Annotated in this window: 13 protein-coding genes and 1 pseudogene; 9 read left to right on the forward strand and 5 right to left on the reverse strand. The window is 69.8% G+C overall.

The features are described from left to right. Window positions 1-251 precede the first annotated feature (251 nt). Complete coding sequence (locus tag OL358_RS07630; RefSeq protein ID WP_264709371.1) at window positions 252-1,307, forward strand: hypothetical protein; 1,056 nt, start codon at window positions 252-254, stop codon at window positions 1,305-1,307. Between the two features lie 530 nt (window positions 1,308-1,837). On the opposite strand, the gene OL358_RS07635 is transcribed toward OL358_RS07630, so the two are convergent. Next, window positions 1,838-2,155 carry an ATP-dependent DNA ligase gene (locus OL358_RS07635; RefSeq protein WP_264709372.1) on the reverse strand — a complete coding sequence of 106 codons (318 nt, stop codon included), beginning with the start codon at window positions 2,153-2,155 and terminating at the stop codon, window positions 1,838-1,840. 127 nt (window positions 2,156-2,282) lie between these two features. Between OL358_RS07635 and OL358_RS07640 the strand changes: the two genes are divergently transcribed. Beyond that, the gene (locus OL358_RS07640; protein ID WP_264709373.1) at window positions 2,283-3,062 is read left to right on the forward strand and encodes an EAL domain-containing protein; all 780 of its coding nucleotides are present in this window, start codon (window positions 2,283-2,285) and stop codon (window positions 3,060-3,062) included. Here the strand turns inward: OL358_RS07640 and OL358_RS07645 are convergent. Further along, the gene (locus tag OL358_RS07645) at window positions 3,059-3,307 is read right to left on the reverse strand and encodes a hypothetical protein (protein WP_264709374.1); all 249 of its coding nucleotides are present in this window, start codon (window positions 3,305-3,307) and stop codon (window positions 3,059-3,061) included. The genes OL358_RS07640 and OL358_RS07645 overlap by 4 nt on opposite strands. A 53-nt stretch (window positions 3,308-3,360) precedes the next feature. Here OL358_RS07645 and OL358_RS07650 point away from each other — a divergent pair, with 53 nt between their 5' ends. Beyond that, window positions 3,361-3,666, forward strand: a complete 306-nt coding sequence (locus OL358_RS07650) for a hypothetical protein (protein ID WP_264709375.1) — start codon at window positions 3,361-3,363, stop codon at window positions 3,664-3,666. 15 nt (window positions 3,667-3,681) lie between these two features. Here the strand turns inward: OL358_RS07650 and OL358_RS07655 are convergent, their stop codons facing one another. After that, window positions 3,682-5,634: a sensor domain-containing diguanylate cyclase gene (locus tag OL358_RS07655; RefSeq protein ID WP_264709376.1), complete on the reverse strand. Its 1,953-nt coding sequence runs from the start codon at window positions 5,632-5,634 to the stop codon at window positions 3,682-3,684. Between the two features lie 216 nt (window positions 5,635-5,850). Beyond that, window positions 5,851-7,233: a collagen-binding domain-containing protein gene (locus tag OL358_RS07660; protein WP_264709377.1), complete on the reverse strand. Its 1,383-nt coding sequence runs from the start codon at window positions 7,231-7,233 to the stop codon at window positions 5,851-5,853. A gap of 61 nt (window positions 7,234-7,294) precedes the next feature. Between OL358_RS07660 and OL358_RS07665 the strand changes: the two are divergent. Continuing rightward, window positions 7,295-11,073 (forward strand): annotated as a pseudogene (locus OL358_RS07665) (proline dehydrogenase family protein). A gap of 51 nt (window positions 11,074-11,124) precedes the next feature. On the opposite strand, the gene OL358_RS07670 reads toward OL358_RS07665, so the two are convergent. Further along, window positions 11,125-11,601, reverse strand: a complete 477-nt coding sequence (locus OL358_RS07670; protein ID WP_264709379.1) for a hypothetical protein — start codon at window positions 11,599-11,601, stop codon at window positions 11,125-11,127. A gap of 278 nt (window positions 11,602-11,879) precedes the next feature. Between OL358_RS07670 and OL358_RS07675 the strand changes: the two genes are divergently transcribed. The 5 genes from OL358_RS07675 to rocD all read left to right on the forward strand — a co-directional run bounded on the left by OL358_RS07675 (window position 11,880) and on the right by rocD (window position 15,786). Continuing rightward, complete coding sequence (locus tag OL358_RS07675) at window positions 11,880-12,314, forward strand: hypothetical protein (protein ID WP_264709380.1); 435 nt, start codon at window positions 11,880-11,882, stop codon at window positions 12,312-12,314. Then, a complete protein-coding gene (locus tag OL358_RS07680) occupies window positions 12,314-12,529 on the forward strand; it encodes a helix-turn-helix transcriptional regulator (RefSeq protein ID WP_264709382.1) in 216 nt (71 codons plus the stop codon). The genes OL358_RS07675 and OL358_RS07680 overlap by 1 nt, the downstream gene beginning before the upstream one ends. Window position 12,530: 1 nt before the next feature. Beyond that, window positions 12,531-13,532 carry an NAD(P)-dependent alcohol dehydrogenase gene (locus tag OL358_RS07685; protein WP_264709383.1) on the forward strand — a complete coding sequence of 334 codons (1,002 nt, stop codon included), beginning with the start codon at window positions 12,531-12,533 and terminating at the stop codon, window positions 13,530-13,532. Between the two features lie 134 nt (window positions 13,533-13,666). Continuing rightward, window positions 13,667-14,563 carry a dimethylargininase gene (gene ddaH, locus OL358_RS07690; RefSeq protein WP_413631345.1) on the forward strand — a complete coding sequence of 299 codons (897 nt, stop codon included), beginning with the start codon at window positions 13,667-13,669 and terminating at the stop codon, window positions 14,561-14,563. Next, window positions 14,560-15,786 (forward strand): ornithine--oxo-acid transaminase, encoded by a 1,227-nt coding sequence (gene rocD, locus OL358_RS07695; RefSeq protein WP_319805437.1) that lies wholly within the window; start codon window positions 14,560-14,562, stop codon window positions 15,784-15,786. The genes ddaH and rocD overlap by 4 nt, the downstream gene beginning before the upstream one ends. The last annotated feature ends 17 nt before the right edge of the window (window positions 15,787-15,803 follow it).

Consider the following 15,803-nt stretch of genomic DNA (forward strand, 5'->3'; position numbering starts at 1 on the left):
CGCATAGGCACATCCCGCTCTGGCATCACGACTGAGCGCCCGAGGGGCCGGCCAATGTCGCGCCGCCGCAGCGCGTCAACACATAACGACGCATGAGCCCGAACATGCCTCGAGCGCGATCTCGCCTCTTCGATCGCGGAGCGTCATAACTCAACAAGTCCACCGTCTTAGAAGTGAAACGGCTCCGACAGCTCGAAGAGCCACTCGCGACAGAGACGAGAACGCTCGTGCACACATTTCGATCACTTCCCGTGACGACCAGCTTCGCAGCATTAGTGGTGGCGGTGACCATGAGCCTTGCTGGCACGACCGGAGCCTCCGGCGCCGAGACGGGCAGCGAGGAGCAAATCGTGGACGCCACCGTCGAAGCCATGGCGGATCACTACGAAGGAAGCGCCGTCGCACCCGAACCGATTCAAGGTCCAGAAGCAGAGATTGCGATCACACCGGAGTTGGGGGTGGACACGGGCCAGTCATTCACAGTGACCGCACCCGAATCAGGACTGGCTGAAGGCGATCGTGGCGATCTCGAGCTAAGCGATGACAGCCTGCCGGCGACGTTCTTGGACACGGCATCGGGCGAGACTCGGATCATCACGACCGTGCGCGATCGGGACGCAGCGGCTGACTTTGAGTACGTGATCAACGGTGTTGTCGATCCCTACCTTGTCGAGCTCGAGGACGGCACATTCAAAGTACTTGACCACAACGATCGGTATGTGGTCGATCTCGCAGCTCCCTGGGCGGTCGATGCTGCAGGCCGCTATCTCGAGACGTCGTACTCGCTCGAGGATTCGAAGCTCACTCAAACGATCGATTACACGGGCGCAGTCTTCCCAGTGGTGGCAGACCCGTCCTGGGGGTACAGCGTGGATCACGGCGTCTTCCAGTTGGTCACCGGAAAAGAGAAAGCCACGCCGGCGCGGGTGTTGAAAGAGCTTCGCCGTTGCTTCAATTGCAGCTTCCCTGTCCAGGGGGCACCGAGAGCCTTCCCCGCTGTCGGTCAAGATATTCGACTCAATGCGAGTCCGTTCACCTGCATCAACGTCGGATACATCAACGCCACGGTCGAAATGCGGTACGTGACTTCAACGAGCTTTGCGTTCACGGCTCTCAAGGGTCACTTTGACGGCGCCGGATCGACCATTTCATTCACGTTCTACAACGACCGATCAGGTTTCCTTCACTTGAGCGTCCGCGCCCACATCATGAGGGATGGCGGAGCGGCCAACGCAGTCAATCAGCGGATTGCGAGTGAAACGTGGAACACGTTTCTTGCGAATCTCATTCGCCAAAAGACCCTGTAGCCAAGGCGTAGGGTCAGAACGTGATCTCGGTAAGGCCCCCGCTGCGTTTGCTCACCGCCATCGCAGTCGGCGCTGCGGCCGGGGTCGCCGCAGCGGCAGTGATTGTCGCGAATTGGAGCACCGGTGATACTCCGTGGGGTCTCATGCTCTACGGCGCGCCCGCGGGCGGGCTGACCGGGGCGTTGGTCGGCGTCGCGGTCTGGGGTGGGACACGGCTGATCGTAAAGATCGCGAGTCGTGTCTCGACGCCAAGGGTCGGCGTTGTCATTGCGGCTGTGTTGAGCGCCATCGGGTGCGGGGTGCTCGGCTACGGTGCCATCGAGTCGGGAGCTCCTGTACTGGCTATGGCGGTAGGGGGCGTCGCCGGACTGCTGGGCTTGCTCGGCTCACTCGCGGAGTCGACGGCGATGAGGCGCGACCTCGACATTGAGATGCACGGCAACAACGGGGGGTCAGCTCCACGCAAGCAGCTGCCGCCCCGCGCACGCTAGCAAACGCGCGCCGAGGCGCCGAGCGTCTGGAACTGACCGCTAGCGCTGCGGTGCCGCGGGCTCGTCGGGCTCGTCGACCATCGAGAGGCCGGCGGGGGAGTTGGCGGACTTGGTGAGCGCCTCGATCCATGCCGGGTTCAGACGGGGCTGACGGCCGCCGAAGTACTCGAACACGAGCGGCTGGTGGGGACTGAGCCATACCGACGTGCGTCCCATCCCGTTGCGGGTCGGGTCGGTCCAGGTGAAGGGGAAGTGCTCGCCGCGCCGCAGCTTCGCCCAGATCACGACCTGCAGGTGCGCGAGGATGCGATCGTCGATCGAAACGGTGACCCGCGAGTCGTAGGTGAGCGTGCCCATCCCGCCAGAATATCCGCGCCGGACGCCCTCGCCGTCCCCCGTGGCGACGGGTGGGCGCGGAGTATACGCTTTTCGGCCAGCTTTGTCGGGTGTTGCGGTGAATCGTCCGCTTGGAGAGGCTGACCCCGTGACGACTTCGGCATCTTTGGTGGACGACCTCCGTGAGGCAGTGGCCTCGGGCGGGCTGTCGATCGCCTATCAGCCGCAGTACGCGCTCGGCCCGGACGGCGTCTCGCGCGCCCCGATCGCCGTCGAAGGCCTATGCCGCTGGACGCGGGGCGCCGACGGCGAAGTGCCTCCGTCGACCTTCATCCCCCTGGCGGAGAACTCGCACATGGTCGAGGAGATCGACGTGCTGATGCTCGAGCGCGGCGCCGCTCAGGTGGCCGCGTGGCAGGCGGAGGGGCATCCGGTCGGACTCGCGACCAACGCCTCGCCCTCGCACATCACCTTCGACTACGCCGACGCGGTCATCGCGCGGCTGGACGACCTCTCGATCGACCCGGCCAGCGTCACCATCGAGATCACCGAGTCGCCGTCGCCGCAGCTGCTGCCGATCATGGACGGTCCGCTGCAGCGTCTGCGCGCGCTGGGCCTGGCGATCTCGATCGACGACTTCGGCTCGCGCGACACCACCATCGAGATGGTGGAGGCACTGCCCGTCGACGAGATCAAGATCGATCGGTCGCTGACCCAGAGAGCGGATGCCGCGGCCACGGACTTCGTCGCGGACGTGGTCGACCGTGGCGCCCGCCACGGCTGGCGCGTCCTCGCGGAGGGCATCGAGACCGTCGCCGATCTGGACCGCGCGATCGCCCGGGGATGCCACCGTGGGCAGGGCTATCTGCTCGGTGCGCCGATGGACGTCGCGGAGCTCGAGCGCCTGCTCTCGGCGAGGGAGCTCTAGAGGAACTCGTCCTCGGTCTCGCCTGCGTCGTCGGATGCCGGATCGCCGACGTCGATCTGCGACCACGTGACGGGCATGCCGGGGGAGAAGAGGATGTCGATGCCGGGCCCTCCGCGCAGCGGCGGGATGTTGACGTACCCGCCGCCGGACTTGATGGCCTCGAGGATCGCGCTCTTCAGCTCCGTCACCGGCTCGGGGAGGAAGTAGTCGCGCCCATCCACGGTCAGCCGGTTCACGATAGCCATGCGCCCCACCCTAGCGGCCCCGAGAGTGGCCGGGCCCGCCGTAGGATCGGAGGATGGGCACTCTCCACTACGGCGCGCCGTCGATCGGCCTCCCACTCGACGACCGGGTGCTCGCGCATCTGGAGCTGGTCATCACGGCGAAGCTGCGCCGACAGGAGAGCTTCGCGTTCGCCGTCGTCGACGAGAAGACCGACGTGCGTCAGTCCGTGTGGATCTCGCCCGTGACGTCGCTGCGGTTCGAGTACGAGGCGCCGATGCCCGAGATCAATCGCCAGTGGCTGCAGGAGCTCGTCGACACGGCCAACTCTTCCGGCGGTCTCCGGGTGGTTCCCGAGCCCGCGCGGCCCGCCGCGAGCTGACACCCCGCCGCGGCCTCAGACCGAGGCGCGATCCCCGCCGGCGCGCTTGGACCGGTACATCGCGGCATCCGCTGCGGCCAGCAGCCCCGCGGCCGTCGTGGTGCCGTTCGCGACGACGACTCCGGCGCTCATCGTGATGCGGAGCACGGCATCGTCGACGGCGATCGGCTGCGAGACCGCGGCGACCGCCCGCGTGGCGACGTGATGCGCGTCGACCTCGTTCGCCCCCACGCACACGATCACGAACTCGTCGCCGCCGAGCCGGACGACCATGTCAGAGACCCGCGCCACTCCCGCCAGCCGCGTGCCGACGGCAGCGAGCACGGCATCGCCGACGTCGTGGCCCCGCGTGTCGTTGATCGACTTGAAGTCGTCGAGGTCGAAGAAGATCACGGCGAGGCTCGGATGCGCGCCGGCGAGAAGGGCGTCGAGCCGATCGTCGAGGAAGCGCCGGTTGTGCAGGCCGGTGAGAGAGTCGCGCAGTGCGAGTTCGGCGAGTTCCGCCTGACCGCGGGCGACGAGGGCGGCGCGGATCTCCTCGCCGAGCGCGAGGGCGTCCTGCGCGTGGTCGCCCCAGGGAAGACTGCGGCCGGTGACGCTCTCACGCCACGACGAGAAGGAGCGGCGCGGCGAGAGGGTGTGGTCGCGGTTGCCCGGTCCCTGATCGCCCAGCCAGTCGATGTCGCGCGAGACCTCTCCCCGTACGAACACGAGACGGTCGCCGTCGGGGCCGAGCGGCACGATCAGGATTCCGGCAACCCCCGGGATCTCGACGGCCAGTTCGGGACGCTCGATCGGCAATCCCTCCCATGCGAGGCGGCCGGCGTCGAGCTCCTCGACCACGTCGAGCAGTGCGATCGGCGACGGGACGGTGCCCGCCGTGTGCACGCCGCCGCCGTACTGCAGCAGCACTCCGTCGGCGGGCACCACGTCGAGCACCGTGCGCTCGCCGGAGAGCAGCGCGGACGCGATGTCGGTGCGGCCGTAGAGCGGTGCGACGATCGCGACGCGACGCTCGCGCGCCTCGAGCCGGCGTCGCAGCTCGCGGATCTGCTGCGCGGCCGAAAGCTGCGCGCCGACCTGCGCGCTGAGCACCTCGAGTGCGCGGCGCAGCAGCACGGGAAGCCGTCGGGGTGAGCGGTGGGCGCACGTGAACATGCCGACCATCCGGTCGTCCACGACGATCGCGAACGAGACGGTCGAGACCTGCCCCATGTTGCGCATGAACTGCAGGTGGTGCGGTGAGACCGCGCGCAGCTCCGCCTCGGTGAGGTCGAGCGGGGCGGCCTCGGGCAGCAGAGTGGTGAGAGCGAGTCCGGGGTCCTCGGTGTGCGCGATCACGCGCGAGCGCTTGCGCAGGTAGAGCGCGCGCGCCTGCGACGGAATGTCGGATGCCGGGAAGTGCAGCCCGAGGTAGGGCTCCATGTCGGGTTCTCGCTCGTCGGCGACGATCTGGCCGTGACCGTCGTCGTGGAACTCGTAGCACATCACCCGGTCGAAGCCGGTGATGGCCTTGATGGATGCCGCCGCCTGCGTGCGCAGCTCGTCCGGATCGGTGAGGGACGCGAGGTGCTGGATCGCCCCGACGACACCGGTGCGGGCGTAGTCGAGCTCGGTGACCACCGGCTCGAGCTCGACGACGACCGGATCGACGTCGCGGTGCACGATCACGTCGTACGCCGTACCCTCGAACTCCGCGCGCACCGGGTCGATCGCGGCGGCGTGCGAGACGGCCCACGTCAGACTCTCGCTGCCGGCCTCGTCGAGGCGGCGGCCGAGCCAGCGCGCGACATCCTCGCTCGCGATCACGACCACGCCGGTTCGTGCGTCCACGGCGAGCAGCGTGCCGTGGGACTGGATGCGTCCGATCGCGCGCAGCGGCTCGGCCGCGCACTCCTGGAGTCGCAGCGCCTCCGCCGCTTCGCGGGACCGCTCGTCTTCGTGCGGCCGGGCAAGGGGGTGGGTCAACGCGCCTCCTCAGGCGGGGAGACTCGGTCCGGGCGGGGGTTCCGGGGTGCGAGAAGGTTCAAGCCTATGCGGCGGCTGTGCGGCGGCAAGTGGGGTGGCGCGATCTGGACCGGTGCTTCGCGCCGCGTCCTCCGTCGCGGGCGCCGGCATCCGTCAGCGCACGCGCGAGGGGCGCAGCGCTGCGCTGCCGGCACCGACCGCGTCCGACAGGGTCGCTCAGGTCCGGCGGCGCCGCAGCAGCGCGTCGCCGAGGAGCAGCATTCCGCCGGTCACCAGCGCGAGACCCGCGGCATAGGGAAGCCAGCCGACGCCGGGCCCGCCCGTCGCCGGCAGGTCGGGCTCGTCCGGCGAGATCGTCGGGGTGATCGTCGGGGTGATCGTCGGGGTCGGCGTCGGCGTGGGGGTCAGAGTCGGCGTGGGGGTCGGCGTCGGCGTCACGGTGGGCGTCGGCGTCGGCGTGCCGCCCTCGACGCAGGTGATCTCGGCGGAGAACGGGAAGTCGTGCACCTCGCGAGGCGTGCCCACGGGCTCCACGACGGGGATGCCGTGGATGAACTCCGCCGCGATCACGTTGCCCTCGATGTTCTGCGTGACCCGCCAGTTGAGCACGGCGTTCGGTGCGTAGAGGGTGCCCTCGAGGGAGTCGCCGCCGGTCACCACGATCGACGTCGCGTCGACGAAGTTCCAGAGGATGTACGGTGCCTGCGACCCGCCGATGCCCGCCGTGTTGGGGATCGACCCGTCGAACGATGCTCCGTGGACGTTGACGAGCAGCGGCGTGCTCACGGACGGCGCTGCCCCGGCGAAGGTGATCTCGGCGAGGTTCTCGAGGTCCTCGGTCGTGATGTCGAGGACGTTCGTCCGACCCGCCACGAGCTCCACTCGACCGGCCCCGCCGACGGGGGCCGGGGAGGGGAGGGGCGGGTACGGCGCGTCGCGCGAGGTCAGTGCGAGCGTCGGCGCGCACGATCCGAGCAGCGCCGAGGTCGGCCGGTAGAGCTCGAACGCGGCCGCGATGTCGATGAAGTCGTCGGGCACGGGCGCGGCGATCGACGCGGGGGTCTGCGGCTCGGTGCCCTCGATGTGCGGGTTCGTCTCGTAGTTCCCGCCCGGCGGCACGATGCGGAAGTCGCGCAGCGCACCGTTCTGATCGGTGTTGAGTGCCAGGTAGGTGCTGGTGTCGGCCACCTTGGCGTAGCCGTCCTGCAGCACCTTGAGCACGTACGGCTGGGCGGGCCATTGGATGCCGCCCCCGACGTAGAGGAAGACCGGACGGTCATCGCCCGGAGCGACGAACGTGCTGCGCGAGCTGAAGACGTTGTACGACGAGTTGAACGCGAGGTCGCCGCCCAGGGCGATCGTGCCCTCGGACTCGTCGGCGTTGAGCTGCACGTCCCCTTCGACGAACACCAGGAACTCGCTGTTGGCCGCGTGCCCGTCGATCAGCTGTCCCAGGGGCCGGGTCACGGGGTTGAACGGTCCGATCGTGTCGCCCGGTGCGGCGATCGCCGGCGCCGACAGTGCGATCACGCCGATGCCGAGCGCGAGCACTCCTGCACCCGCGATCCAGCGCGTGCGGTTCGCCGGGGTCGCTCGCATTCACCCAGACTCTCATACGAGTGCGCCAACCGGACAGGCGCGCAGAGCTTAGGCTGGTCGCATGGTGACCGACCCTTACCAGGGGGACACCGACCTCACGGCATCCGGCGATGACCTCGCCACGCGCGCCGTGGTGCTTGCGCAGCGGTGGATCACCGAGAGCGCAGAGGTCGACGTGGACCCCGCCGCCGAGCGACTGGCCGGCGTTCTCAAAGACCCCAACGGACTCCCCTTCACGATCGGCTTCGTCGACGGTGTGATGCGGCCCGAGAGCCTCACGGCCGCGGCATCCAATCTGAGCCGCGTCGCCCCGCTCGTACCGGAGTTCCTTCCCTGGTACCTGCGCGGTGCCGTCCGCGTCGGCGGCGCCGTCGCGCCGGTGCTGCCCTCACCGGTCGTGCCGATCGCCCGCCGCGTGCTGCGCGAGATGGTCGGGCACCTCGTGGTGGACGCGCGGCCCGACAAGCTCGGGCCGGCGATCGCCGCGATCCGCGAATCGGGGGCGCGACTGAACCTCAACCTCCTCGGCGAGGCCGTGCTCGGAGAGCAGGAGGCGCTGCGCCGCCTCGACGGCATCCATGACCTGATCCGGCGACCCGACGTCGACTACGTGTCGGTCAAGGTCTCCGCGATCGCCAGCCACATCTCCATGTGGGCGTTCGACGAGGTCGTCGACAAGGTCGTCGACCGCCTCATGCCGCTCTATCTGACGGCGGCATCCGATCCTTCGGCGGGCCCAGGGCGAGCAGGCTCGCCCACCTTCATCAACCTCGACATGGAGGAGTACCGCGACCTCGACCTCACGATCGCGGTCTTCACGCGCATCCTCGACGACGCGCGGCTGCGTGACCTCGAGGCGGGCATCGTGCTCCAGGCGTATCTGCCCGACGCCCTCGCGGCGCTCGAACGGCTCACGGAGTGGGCGCAGGGCCGCGTCGCCGCGGGCGGGGCGCGCATCAAGGTGCGGCTCGTCAAGGGGGCCAACCTCGCGATGGAGCGCGTCGACGCGGTCATGCACGACTGGTCGCTGGCCACCTACGGCACCAAGGTCGACTCCGACGCCAACTACGTGCGCTGCCTGGAGGCGGCGCTCCGGCCCGAGAACACCGCGGCCGTGCGCATCGGCGTCGCGGGGCACAACCTGTTCGACATCGCCTACGCGTGGCTGCTCGCCGCCGAGACCGGCGTGCGGGCGGACCTCGAGTTCGAGATGCTGCTCGGCATGGCGCAGGGCCAGGTCGCCGCTGTGGCGCGGGAGGTCGGCCACGTGCTCCTCTACGTGCCCGTCGTGCGTCCCGACGAGTTCGACGTCGCGATCAGCTACCTCGTCCGTCGGCTCGAAGAGAACGCGTCGAGCGACAACTTCCTCTCCGCCGCCTTCGAGCTCGCCGACGAGCCCGCGATGTTCGAACGCGAGCGCGATCGCTTCCTCGCATCGCTCGACCGCGCCGCCGACCCGTCCCTCGCGACCGGTCCGAACCGCGGGCAGAACCGGGACGCCGCCCCTGAGGAGCCGCCGGTCACTCGCGCGCACCTGCGCGGCACCGGGCCGATCGCAGGCGACGCCGGACTCACGCAGGCCGTGATCGGCATCGCACGATCGGCCGCCGTGGATCCCGCCGAGACCGCTCCGCTCGCCCCCTCGGTCGAAGAGCAGCGCTTCGCCGGGGCCGCCTTCGTCGAGACCGCGATCTACGCGCCGCGCGAGACCTCCGGTTCCGCCGCCGGCGCCCCCGGCTTCCGCAACGCGGCCGACACCGACCCCGCACTCCCCGCCAACCGGGAGTGGGCCCGCCGCATCCTCGGACGCATCGACACCTCGCGCGCCGGCGACGACACCATCGCCGCCGCGCGCATCGACGACGCCGAGACGCTCGAAGCGGTCGTGAAGACGGTGACGGATGCCGCGGCCCGGTGGGGTGCGCTGCCCGCCGCCGAGCGCGGCGCCGTGCTCGCCGCCGCCGGCCGTGCGCTGGAAGCGCGCCGCGGCGAGCTCATCGAGGTCGCGGCATCCGAGACCGGCAAGATCTTCGCCGAGGCCGACGTCGAGGTCAGTGAGGCGGTCGACTTCGCCAACTACTACGCCGCCACCGCGCGGGAGCTCGACCGGGTCAGCGGGGCGGTCTTCGAGCCGGCCCGACTCACCCTCGTCACCCCGCCGTGGAACTTCCCGGTCGCGATCCCGGCGGGCGGCGTGCTCGCCGCTCTCGCCGCCGGCTCGGGCGTCGTCTTCAAGCCCGCGCCCCAGGCGCGTCGCTGCGCGGCCGTCCTCACGGAAGCACTGTGGGAGGCCGGAGTCCCGCGCGACGTGCTCGCCCTCGTCGACATCGACGAAGGGGGACTCGGCCAGGCCCTCATCTCCCACCCCGCCGTCGACCGCGTGATCCTCACCGGCGCGTTCGAGACCGCCGCGCTGTTCCGCTCCTGGCGCCCCGAGCTGCCGCTCCTGGCCGAGACGAGCGGCAAGAACGCGATGATCGTGATGCCGTCGGCGGACCTCGATCTCGCGGCATCCGATCTCATCAAGAGCGCGTTCGGGCACGCCGGGCAGAAGTGCTCCGCGGCGTCGCTGGCGATCCTCGTCGGACCCGTCGGCCACTCGAAGCGGTTCGCGCGCCAGCTCGTCGACGCGGCGACATCGCTGCGCGTGGGTTCGCCGTCCGACCCGCTGTCGGAGGTCGGCCCGGTCGTCGAGCCGCCGCGCGGCAAGCTCGAGTGGGCACTCACCACCCTCGACGACGACGAGCACTGGCTCGTCGAGCCGAAGCCGGTCGACGCCGGACCGGAGTTCGCGGGTCGCATGTGGACCCCCGGCATCCGCACCGGTTGCGGCCCGGGTCGCGGTTCCACCACGAGGAGTTCTTCGGGCCCGTGCTCGGGGTCATGCACGCGAACTCGCTCGCGCACGCGATCGAGCTGCAGAACGCCGTCGCGTACGGCCTCACGGCCGGGCTCTACACCCAGAACCCCGACGATCTCGCGGTATGGCTGGATCGCGTCGAGGCGGGCAACCTCTACGTCAACCGGGGCATCACCGGCGCGATCGTGCAGCGGCAGCCGTTCGGCGGCTGGAAGCGCTCGTCCGTCGGCGCCGGCACGAAGGCCGGCGGCCCGAACTACCTCATCGGGCTGGGCTCGTGGCGCTCGTCATCGGGCAGCGCCGCCTCCGCGACGCTGCACCTCCGCGGTCTCGACTCGCGCATCACCACGATCATCGAGGCCGCCCAGCCCTCGCTCGACTACGAGGCGTTCGAGTGGCTGCGCCGCGGCGCGCTGTCGGACGCCATCGCGTGGGATCGGGAGTTCGGTCAGGTCAGGGACGTGTCGGGGCTGGGCGTGGAGCGCAACCTCTTCCGCTACCGGCCGGTGCCGGCCGTCGCCCTGCGCGCCACGGCCGATGCGACCTGGCAGGCCGTGCTGCGCGTGGTGATCGCCGGGATCCGCGCGGGTGCTCCGCTCACGCTGAGCGCGCCCACCGGGCTTCCCGCCGCGGTCCGCCGCTCGCTGAGCGATCAGGGAGTGGCCGTGTTCGTCGAGACCGACGACGAGTGGCTGCAGCGCATCGCCTCGCCGACCGAGGACTTCGTCGCCGCGGCGGCGGATGAGGCATCCGCTCCTCGTCCTTCCCGCGTGCGGCTCATCGGGCCGCGCGAGTCGGTGGCCGAGGCGCATCGCGCGCTCGCGGTCGCGTCCGGGGGTGACCCCGACCTCGCGGTCTACGACAACGAGGTGACGACGGCGGGCCGGATCGAGCTGCTGCCCTTCCTGCGCGAACAGTCGATCACGATCACCGCGCACCGGTTCGGCAACCCCGACCGCACCTTTGAGCATGTGATCTGAGGCCAGTGGTCATGCTTATTCGGACACGCTCGCCGCGCCGAGCGCCAGACGTCAGCGGGAGTCTGAGCGTTTGAATTCCTGGACGAAGCGGGGACCGTCAGGGTCGCCAACGATCATCTCAATCGTGTTGCCGACGATCGCTGATTTGTAGACGATCATCGGGAAGAGTTCTGGACCAGGGCCTGCCGGATCGGGGCGGACCTGCAAGTTGTAGCCGTGCAGGCTCCACGTCCCGTCGGCGCTGAGGTTGTCAGCGATCTTCTCCTTGGGGTCCGCCCAGGTGTCGAATGCAGTCAGATGCTCTAGGCGCGCAGTTCCGTCTGCATTCAAGATGAGGGTGCCGGGTGCCTCATCACTTGTGCTGACCCACACTCCCGAGAGCCCCTCCATCGTGGCGTTTTCATCGGGGCTGACCGCCAGGAGTGCGAACAGCGAAATGACGGCGGCGATGGCGAGGGAAACCCCGATCACCCACAGCGCACCCGCGCGCCGCCTCGCGACAGGCGGAGACTCGACGTTCACGGACATGTCGCAACTCTAGACGGAAGATTCACCCAGTCCAGGGTGAGCCATCGCGGAGAAATAGACACCGAATGACGCTTCACAGCCCAAACTTTTCGGAAACCCCGACCGGTGGTCGGAGGACGTGATCTAAGGGCCCGACCTGCCCCCGCCCCCGCCCCGCCGCCCTGCCGCCTCGAAGGGCGTCGGACCGCCAGCGGGGTGCCATGTAAAAGATTCTTGACATGGATGCCGGGGGCGGCGTAGCCTCGGGATGTCAAAGATTCTAGACATCGGAGGGCATCGTGGTCTACGAGGAACGCAACATCTGGTCGAGTCTCATCGTGAGCCTGATCGGCATGACGATCTACACGATCCTCGTGCTGCAGCGGGCGGCGGGCGGCCCGATCGAAGACGTGGACTGGGTGCCGCTGATGCTCTGGACGATCGGCGCCAGCATCGTCGCCGCGATCGTGGTGAGCATCGTGTGGGGCATGCTCGCGGGCATGCGCGACCCCGACGGCGTCGGGAAGTCCGATCAGCGCGACCGCGACATCAGTCACATGAGCACGCGCGTCGGCCAGGCATTCCTGGTCATCGCGGGACTCGGCGTCATCGTCGAATGCGCCTTCCAGGTCGACTGGTTCTGGATCGCGAACACGATGTTCTACGGCTTCGCCCTGTCATCGATCGTCGGAGGCATCGCCAGCGTCATCGCCTACCGCTGGGGACTCGTCTGATGGTCAAGCCCACCCGCGTGACGAACTCGATCCGTGCCCTGCGCGAAGCGGCCGGCCTCACGCAGGCAGACCTCGCCCGGCAGATCGGCGTGACGCGCCAGACGCTCATCGCGATCGAGCAGGGGAAGTACTCGCCCACGCTCGAGCTCGCCTTCCAGATCTCCCGCGTGTTCGGCGTGGGGCTCGACGGCGTCTTCCAGTACCCGGAGGCCTGACATGACCGCTGCACTCCCCGCGACGATGCCCGCATGGCGGCAGGACCGATACGGCGGTCCCGAGACCGTCGCCCTCGCCACCTCGGACGTTCCGGCGCCGCGTCGCGGACACGTGCTCCTGCGCCTTCGTGTCACCGGCCTCAACAACGGCGACGTCCGCGTGATGCGCGGCGAGCCGCTCCTGGTGCGGACGGCCTTCGGCCTGCGACGCCCGAAGCAGCCCGTGCGGGGAATGGATGCCGCGGCCACGGTGGTCGCGACGGGCGACGACGTGACCGGATTCGCCGTGGGCGACGAAGTCGTGTGCGAGCTGCCGGGCGGCGGAGGGCTCGCGGCCTACGCGCTCGCTCCGGCGGCGCGGCTTGCGAAGCGGCCCGCAGACCTCGATCCGGTCTCGGCCGCCGCGCTGCCCGTGGCGGCGGGAACGGCGTGGCAGGCGCTCGATCGCGCCGGCGTCGCCGACGGTCACCGCGTGCTGGTGATCGGGGCGTCCGGCGGCGTCGGAACGTTCGCGGTGCAGCTCGCCGCGCAGCGGGGCGCGACGGTGTGGGCGCTGTGCGGTCAGCACAGCCGCGCCGTCGTCGAAGAACTCGGCGCGGTGCGCACCTTCGACTACCGGTCGGTGCAGCCTGGCGCCGACGAGCTCGGCGGGGAGTTCGACGCTGTCATCGACATCGCGGGCACGGCCCCGCTGCGCACGCTGCGGGGCATAGTGCGCGACGGCGGCGCCGTCGCACTCGTCTCAGGCGAGGGCGGGCGCGTCCTGGGTCCGATCGGGCGGATCCTCGCGGCATCCGTCCTCTCCGTCGGCTCGAAGCGGGGGCTGCGCCCCGTCGCCGCCGTCGCCAGGGCCGACATCCTGACCGAGCTCTTGTCGCTCGCAGCGGCGGGCACGATCCGCCCGCTGATCGAGCGCAGCTACCCGTTCGCCGAAGCCCGCGATGCCCTGGCCCGGGTGGACGACGGCCACGTCGTCGGCAAGGTGGTCGTCACGGCATCCTGATCCTGCCTCGTCCTGCCGAACGTGCACGCTCGGCGAGGCGAGTGAGAGAATGAACCCGGCGTGCCCGAGTCGCCGGCTTCCCCAGCTCCGCCGGGCCCCTGGACAGCGTCCGCCGCCCCTTCGCAAGGAGCAAGATGTCCACGCAGCACACCGCAGTCGCGGCCGGCGCCGCCGCCGCGACGACCCGCATCCGGCAGCACCGCAGCTACCTGATGTGCCGTCCCGAGCACTTCACCGTCAGCTACACGATCAACCCGTGGATGGAGCCCGCCAAGCCGACCGACACCGCCAAGGCGGTCGCGCAGTGGCAGGTCCTGTACGACACCTACGTCGCGCTCGGTCACGACGTCCGGCTGATCGACCCCATCGAGGGTCTGCCCGACATGGTCTACACCGCCAACGGCGGGTTCGTGATCGACGGCGTCGCGTACGGCGCGAAGTTCCGCTTCGCCGAGCGGGCGCCCGAAGGGCCGGCGTTCATGGACTGGTTCCGGGAGAACGGCTTCGAGGTCGTCGAGCCGGTCGAGGTCAACGAGGGCGAGGGCGACTTCCTGCTCGTCGGCGACACGATGCTCGCCGGCACCGGATTCCGCTCCACCGGAGACAGCCACCGCGAGCTCGGCGACGTGTTCGGCAAGGAGGTCGTGAGCCTCACGCTCATCGACCCGCGGTTCTACCACCTCGACACGGCGATCTCGGTGCTCGACCCCGTCGAAGGACCCGGGGGTGTCGACAGGGCCAACATCGCCTACCTGCCCACCGCGTTCGACGACGTGAGCCGCGGCATCCTCGAGGACCGCTTCCCCGACGCGATCCGCGTGACCGACGAGGACGGCGCCGTCTTCGGCCTCAACTCCGCGAGCGACGGCCTCAACGTCCTCATCTCGCCGCGCGCCACCGGCTTCGAGGCGCAGCTGCGCGAGCGCGGCTACAACCCCGTGCTGATCGACCTCTCCGAGCTGCTGCTCGGCGGCGGCGGCATCAAGTGCTGCACGCTCGAACTGCGGCACGGTCAGGAGACGAGTCGATGACCTCCACCTCGCCCGACCTCGACACCGCGATGGCGCGCATCATCGCCGACGAGAACGATCACGTCGCCCACAACTACCACCCGCTGCCCGTCGTGATCTCGCGCGGCGAGGGCGCGTGGGTGACGGATGTCGAGGGCAAGCGCTACCTCGACCTGCTCTCGGCGTACTCCGCCCTGAACTTCGGGCACGGGCATCCCGCGCTCCTCGCCGCCGCCCAGGAGCAGCTCAACCGCCTCACCCTCACCAGCCGCGCTTACCACAACGACCGGCTCGGGCCCTTCGCCGAGGCGCTGGCGGAGCTGTGCGGGAAGGATCTCGTCCTGCCGATGAACACCGGCGCGGAGGCCGTCGAGACCGGCATCAAGGTGGCGCGCGCGTGGGGCTACCGGGTGAAGGGCATTGCTCCGGATGCCGCCACCGTCGTGGTCGCGAACGGGAACTTCCACGGCCGCACGACGACGATCGTCGGGTTCAGCGACGATCCGCAGGCTCGCGACGGCTTCGGGCCGTTCACGCCCGGGTTCGTGCACGTGCCGTTCGGCGACGCGGCGGCGATCGAAGCCGCGATCGACGAGAACACCGCCGCGGTGCTCATCGAGCCCATCCAGGGCGAGGCGGGCGTCGTGATCCCCCCGGCGGGCTACCTGGGTGCGGTGCGGGATCTGTGCACGAGGAACAACGTCCTGTTCATCGCCGACGAGATCCAGTCGGGCCTCGGCCGCGTGGGCGAGACGTTCGCGTGCGATCGCGAAGGCGTGGTCCCCGATGTGTACCTGCTCGGCAAGGCGCTGGGCGGCGGCATCCTGCCTCTGTCCGCCGTCGCGGCTGACGACGAAGTGCTCGGAGTGATCCGTCCTGGCGAGCACGGGTCGACGTTCGGCGGCAATCCGCTGGCGGCTGCCGTCGGACTGCGGGTGGTCGAGATGCTGAAGACGGGCGAGTTCCAGACGCGGGCCAAGGCGCTCGGCGAGCACCTCGAGACGCGGCTGGCCGCGCTCGTGGGGCACGGTGTCACCGCGGTGCGGACCGCCGGCCTGTGGGCAGGGGTCGACATCGATCCGGCCGTCGGCACGGGGCGCGAGGTCGCCGAACGCCTCATCGCGCGCGGCGTGCTCGTCAAGGACACCCACGGCCAGACGATCCGGATCGCACCGCCGCTCGTGGTGCGGGCGACCGAGCTGGACTGGGCCGTGGAGCAGCTGCGGTTCGTCCTCGCGCGCTGAGGCGCTCGCGCGCCTGC

The organism is Microbacterium sp. SSM24 (genome assembly GCF_025989145.1).
Lineage (GTDB): Bacteria > Actinomycetota > Actinomycetes > Actinomycetales > Microbacteriaceae > Microbacterium.

Excerpts from the sequence above, each read along its gene's own strand:
- ddaH (WP_413631345.1), top strand. The coding sequence starts at position 13,667 with ATGTCCACGCAGCACACCGCAGTCGCGGCCGGCGCCGCCGCCGCGACG.
- OL358_RS07645 (WP_264709374.1), bottom strand. The coding sequence starts at position 3,307 with ATGGCTATCGTGAACCGGCTGACCGTGGATGGGCGCGACTACTTCCTC.
- OL358_RS07680 (WP_264709382.1), top strand. The coding sequence starts at position 12,314 with ATGGTCAAGCCCACCCGCGTGACGAACTCGATCCGTGCCCTGCGCGAA.
- rocD (WP_319805437.1), top strand. The coding sequence starts at position 14,560 with ATGACCTCCACCTCGCCCGACCTCGACACCGCGATGGCGCGCATCATC.
- OL358_RS07660 (WP_264709377.1), bottom strand. The coding sequence starts at position 7,233 with ATGCGAGCGACCCCGGCGAACCGCACGCGCTGGATCGCGGGTGCAGGA.
- OL358_RS07650 (WP_264709375.1), top strand. The coding sequence starts at position 3,361 with ATGGGCACTCTCCACTACGGCGCGCCGTCGATCGGCCTCCCACTCGAC.
- OL358_RS07670 (WP_264709379.1), bottom strand. The coding sequence starts at position 11,601 with ATGTCCGTGAACGTCGAGTCTCCGCCTGTCGCGAGGCGGCGCGCGGGT.
- OL358_RS07685 (WP_264709383.1), top strand. The coding sequence starts at position 12,531 with ATGACCGCTGCACTCCCCGCGACGATGCCCGCATGGCGGCAGGACCGA.
- OL358_RS07635 (WP_264709372.1), bottom strand. The coding sequence starts at position 2,155 with ATGGGCACGCTCACCTACGACTCGCGGGTCACCGTTTCGATCGACGAT.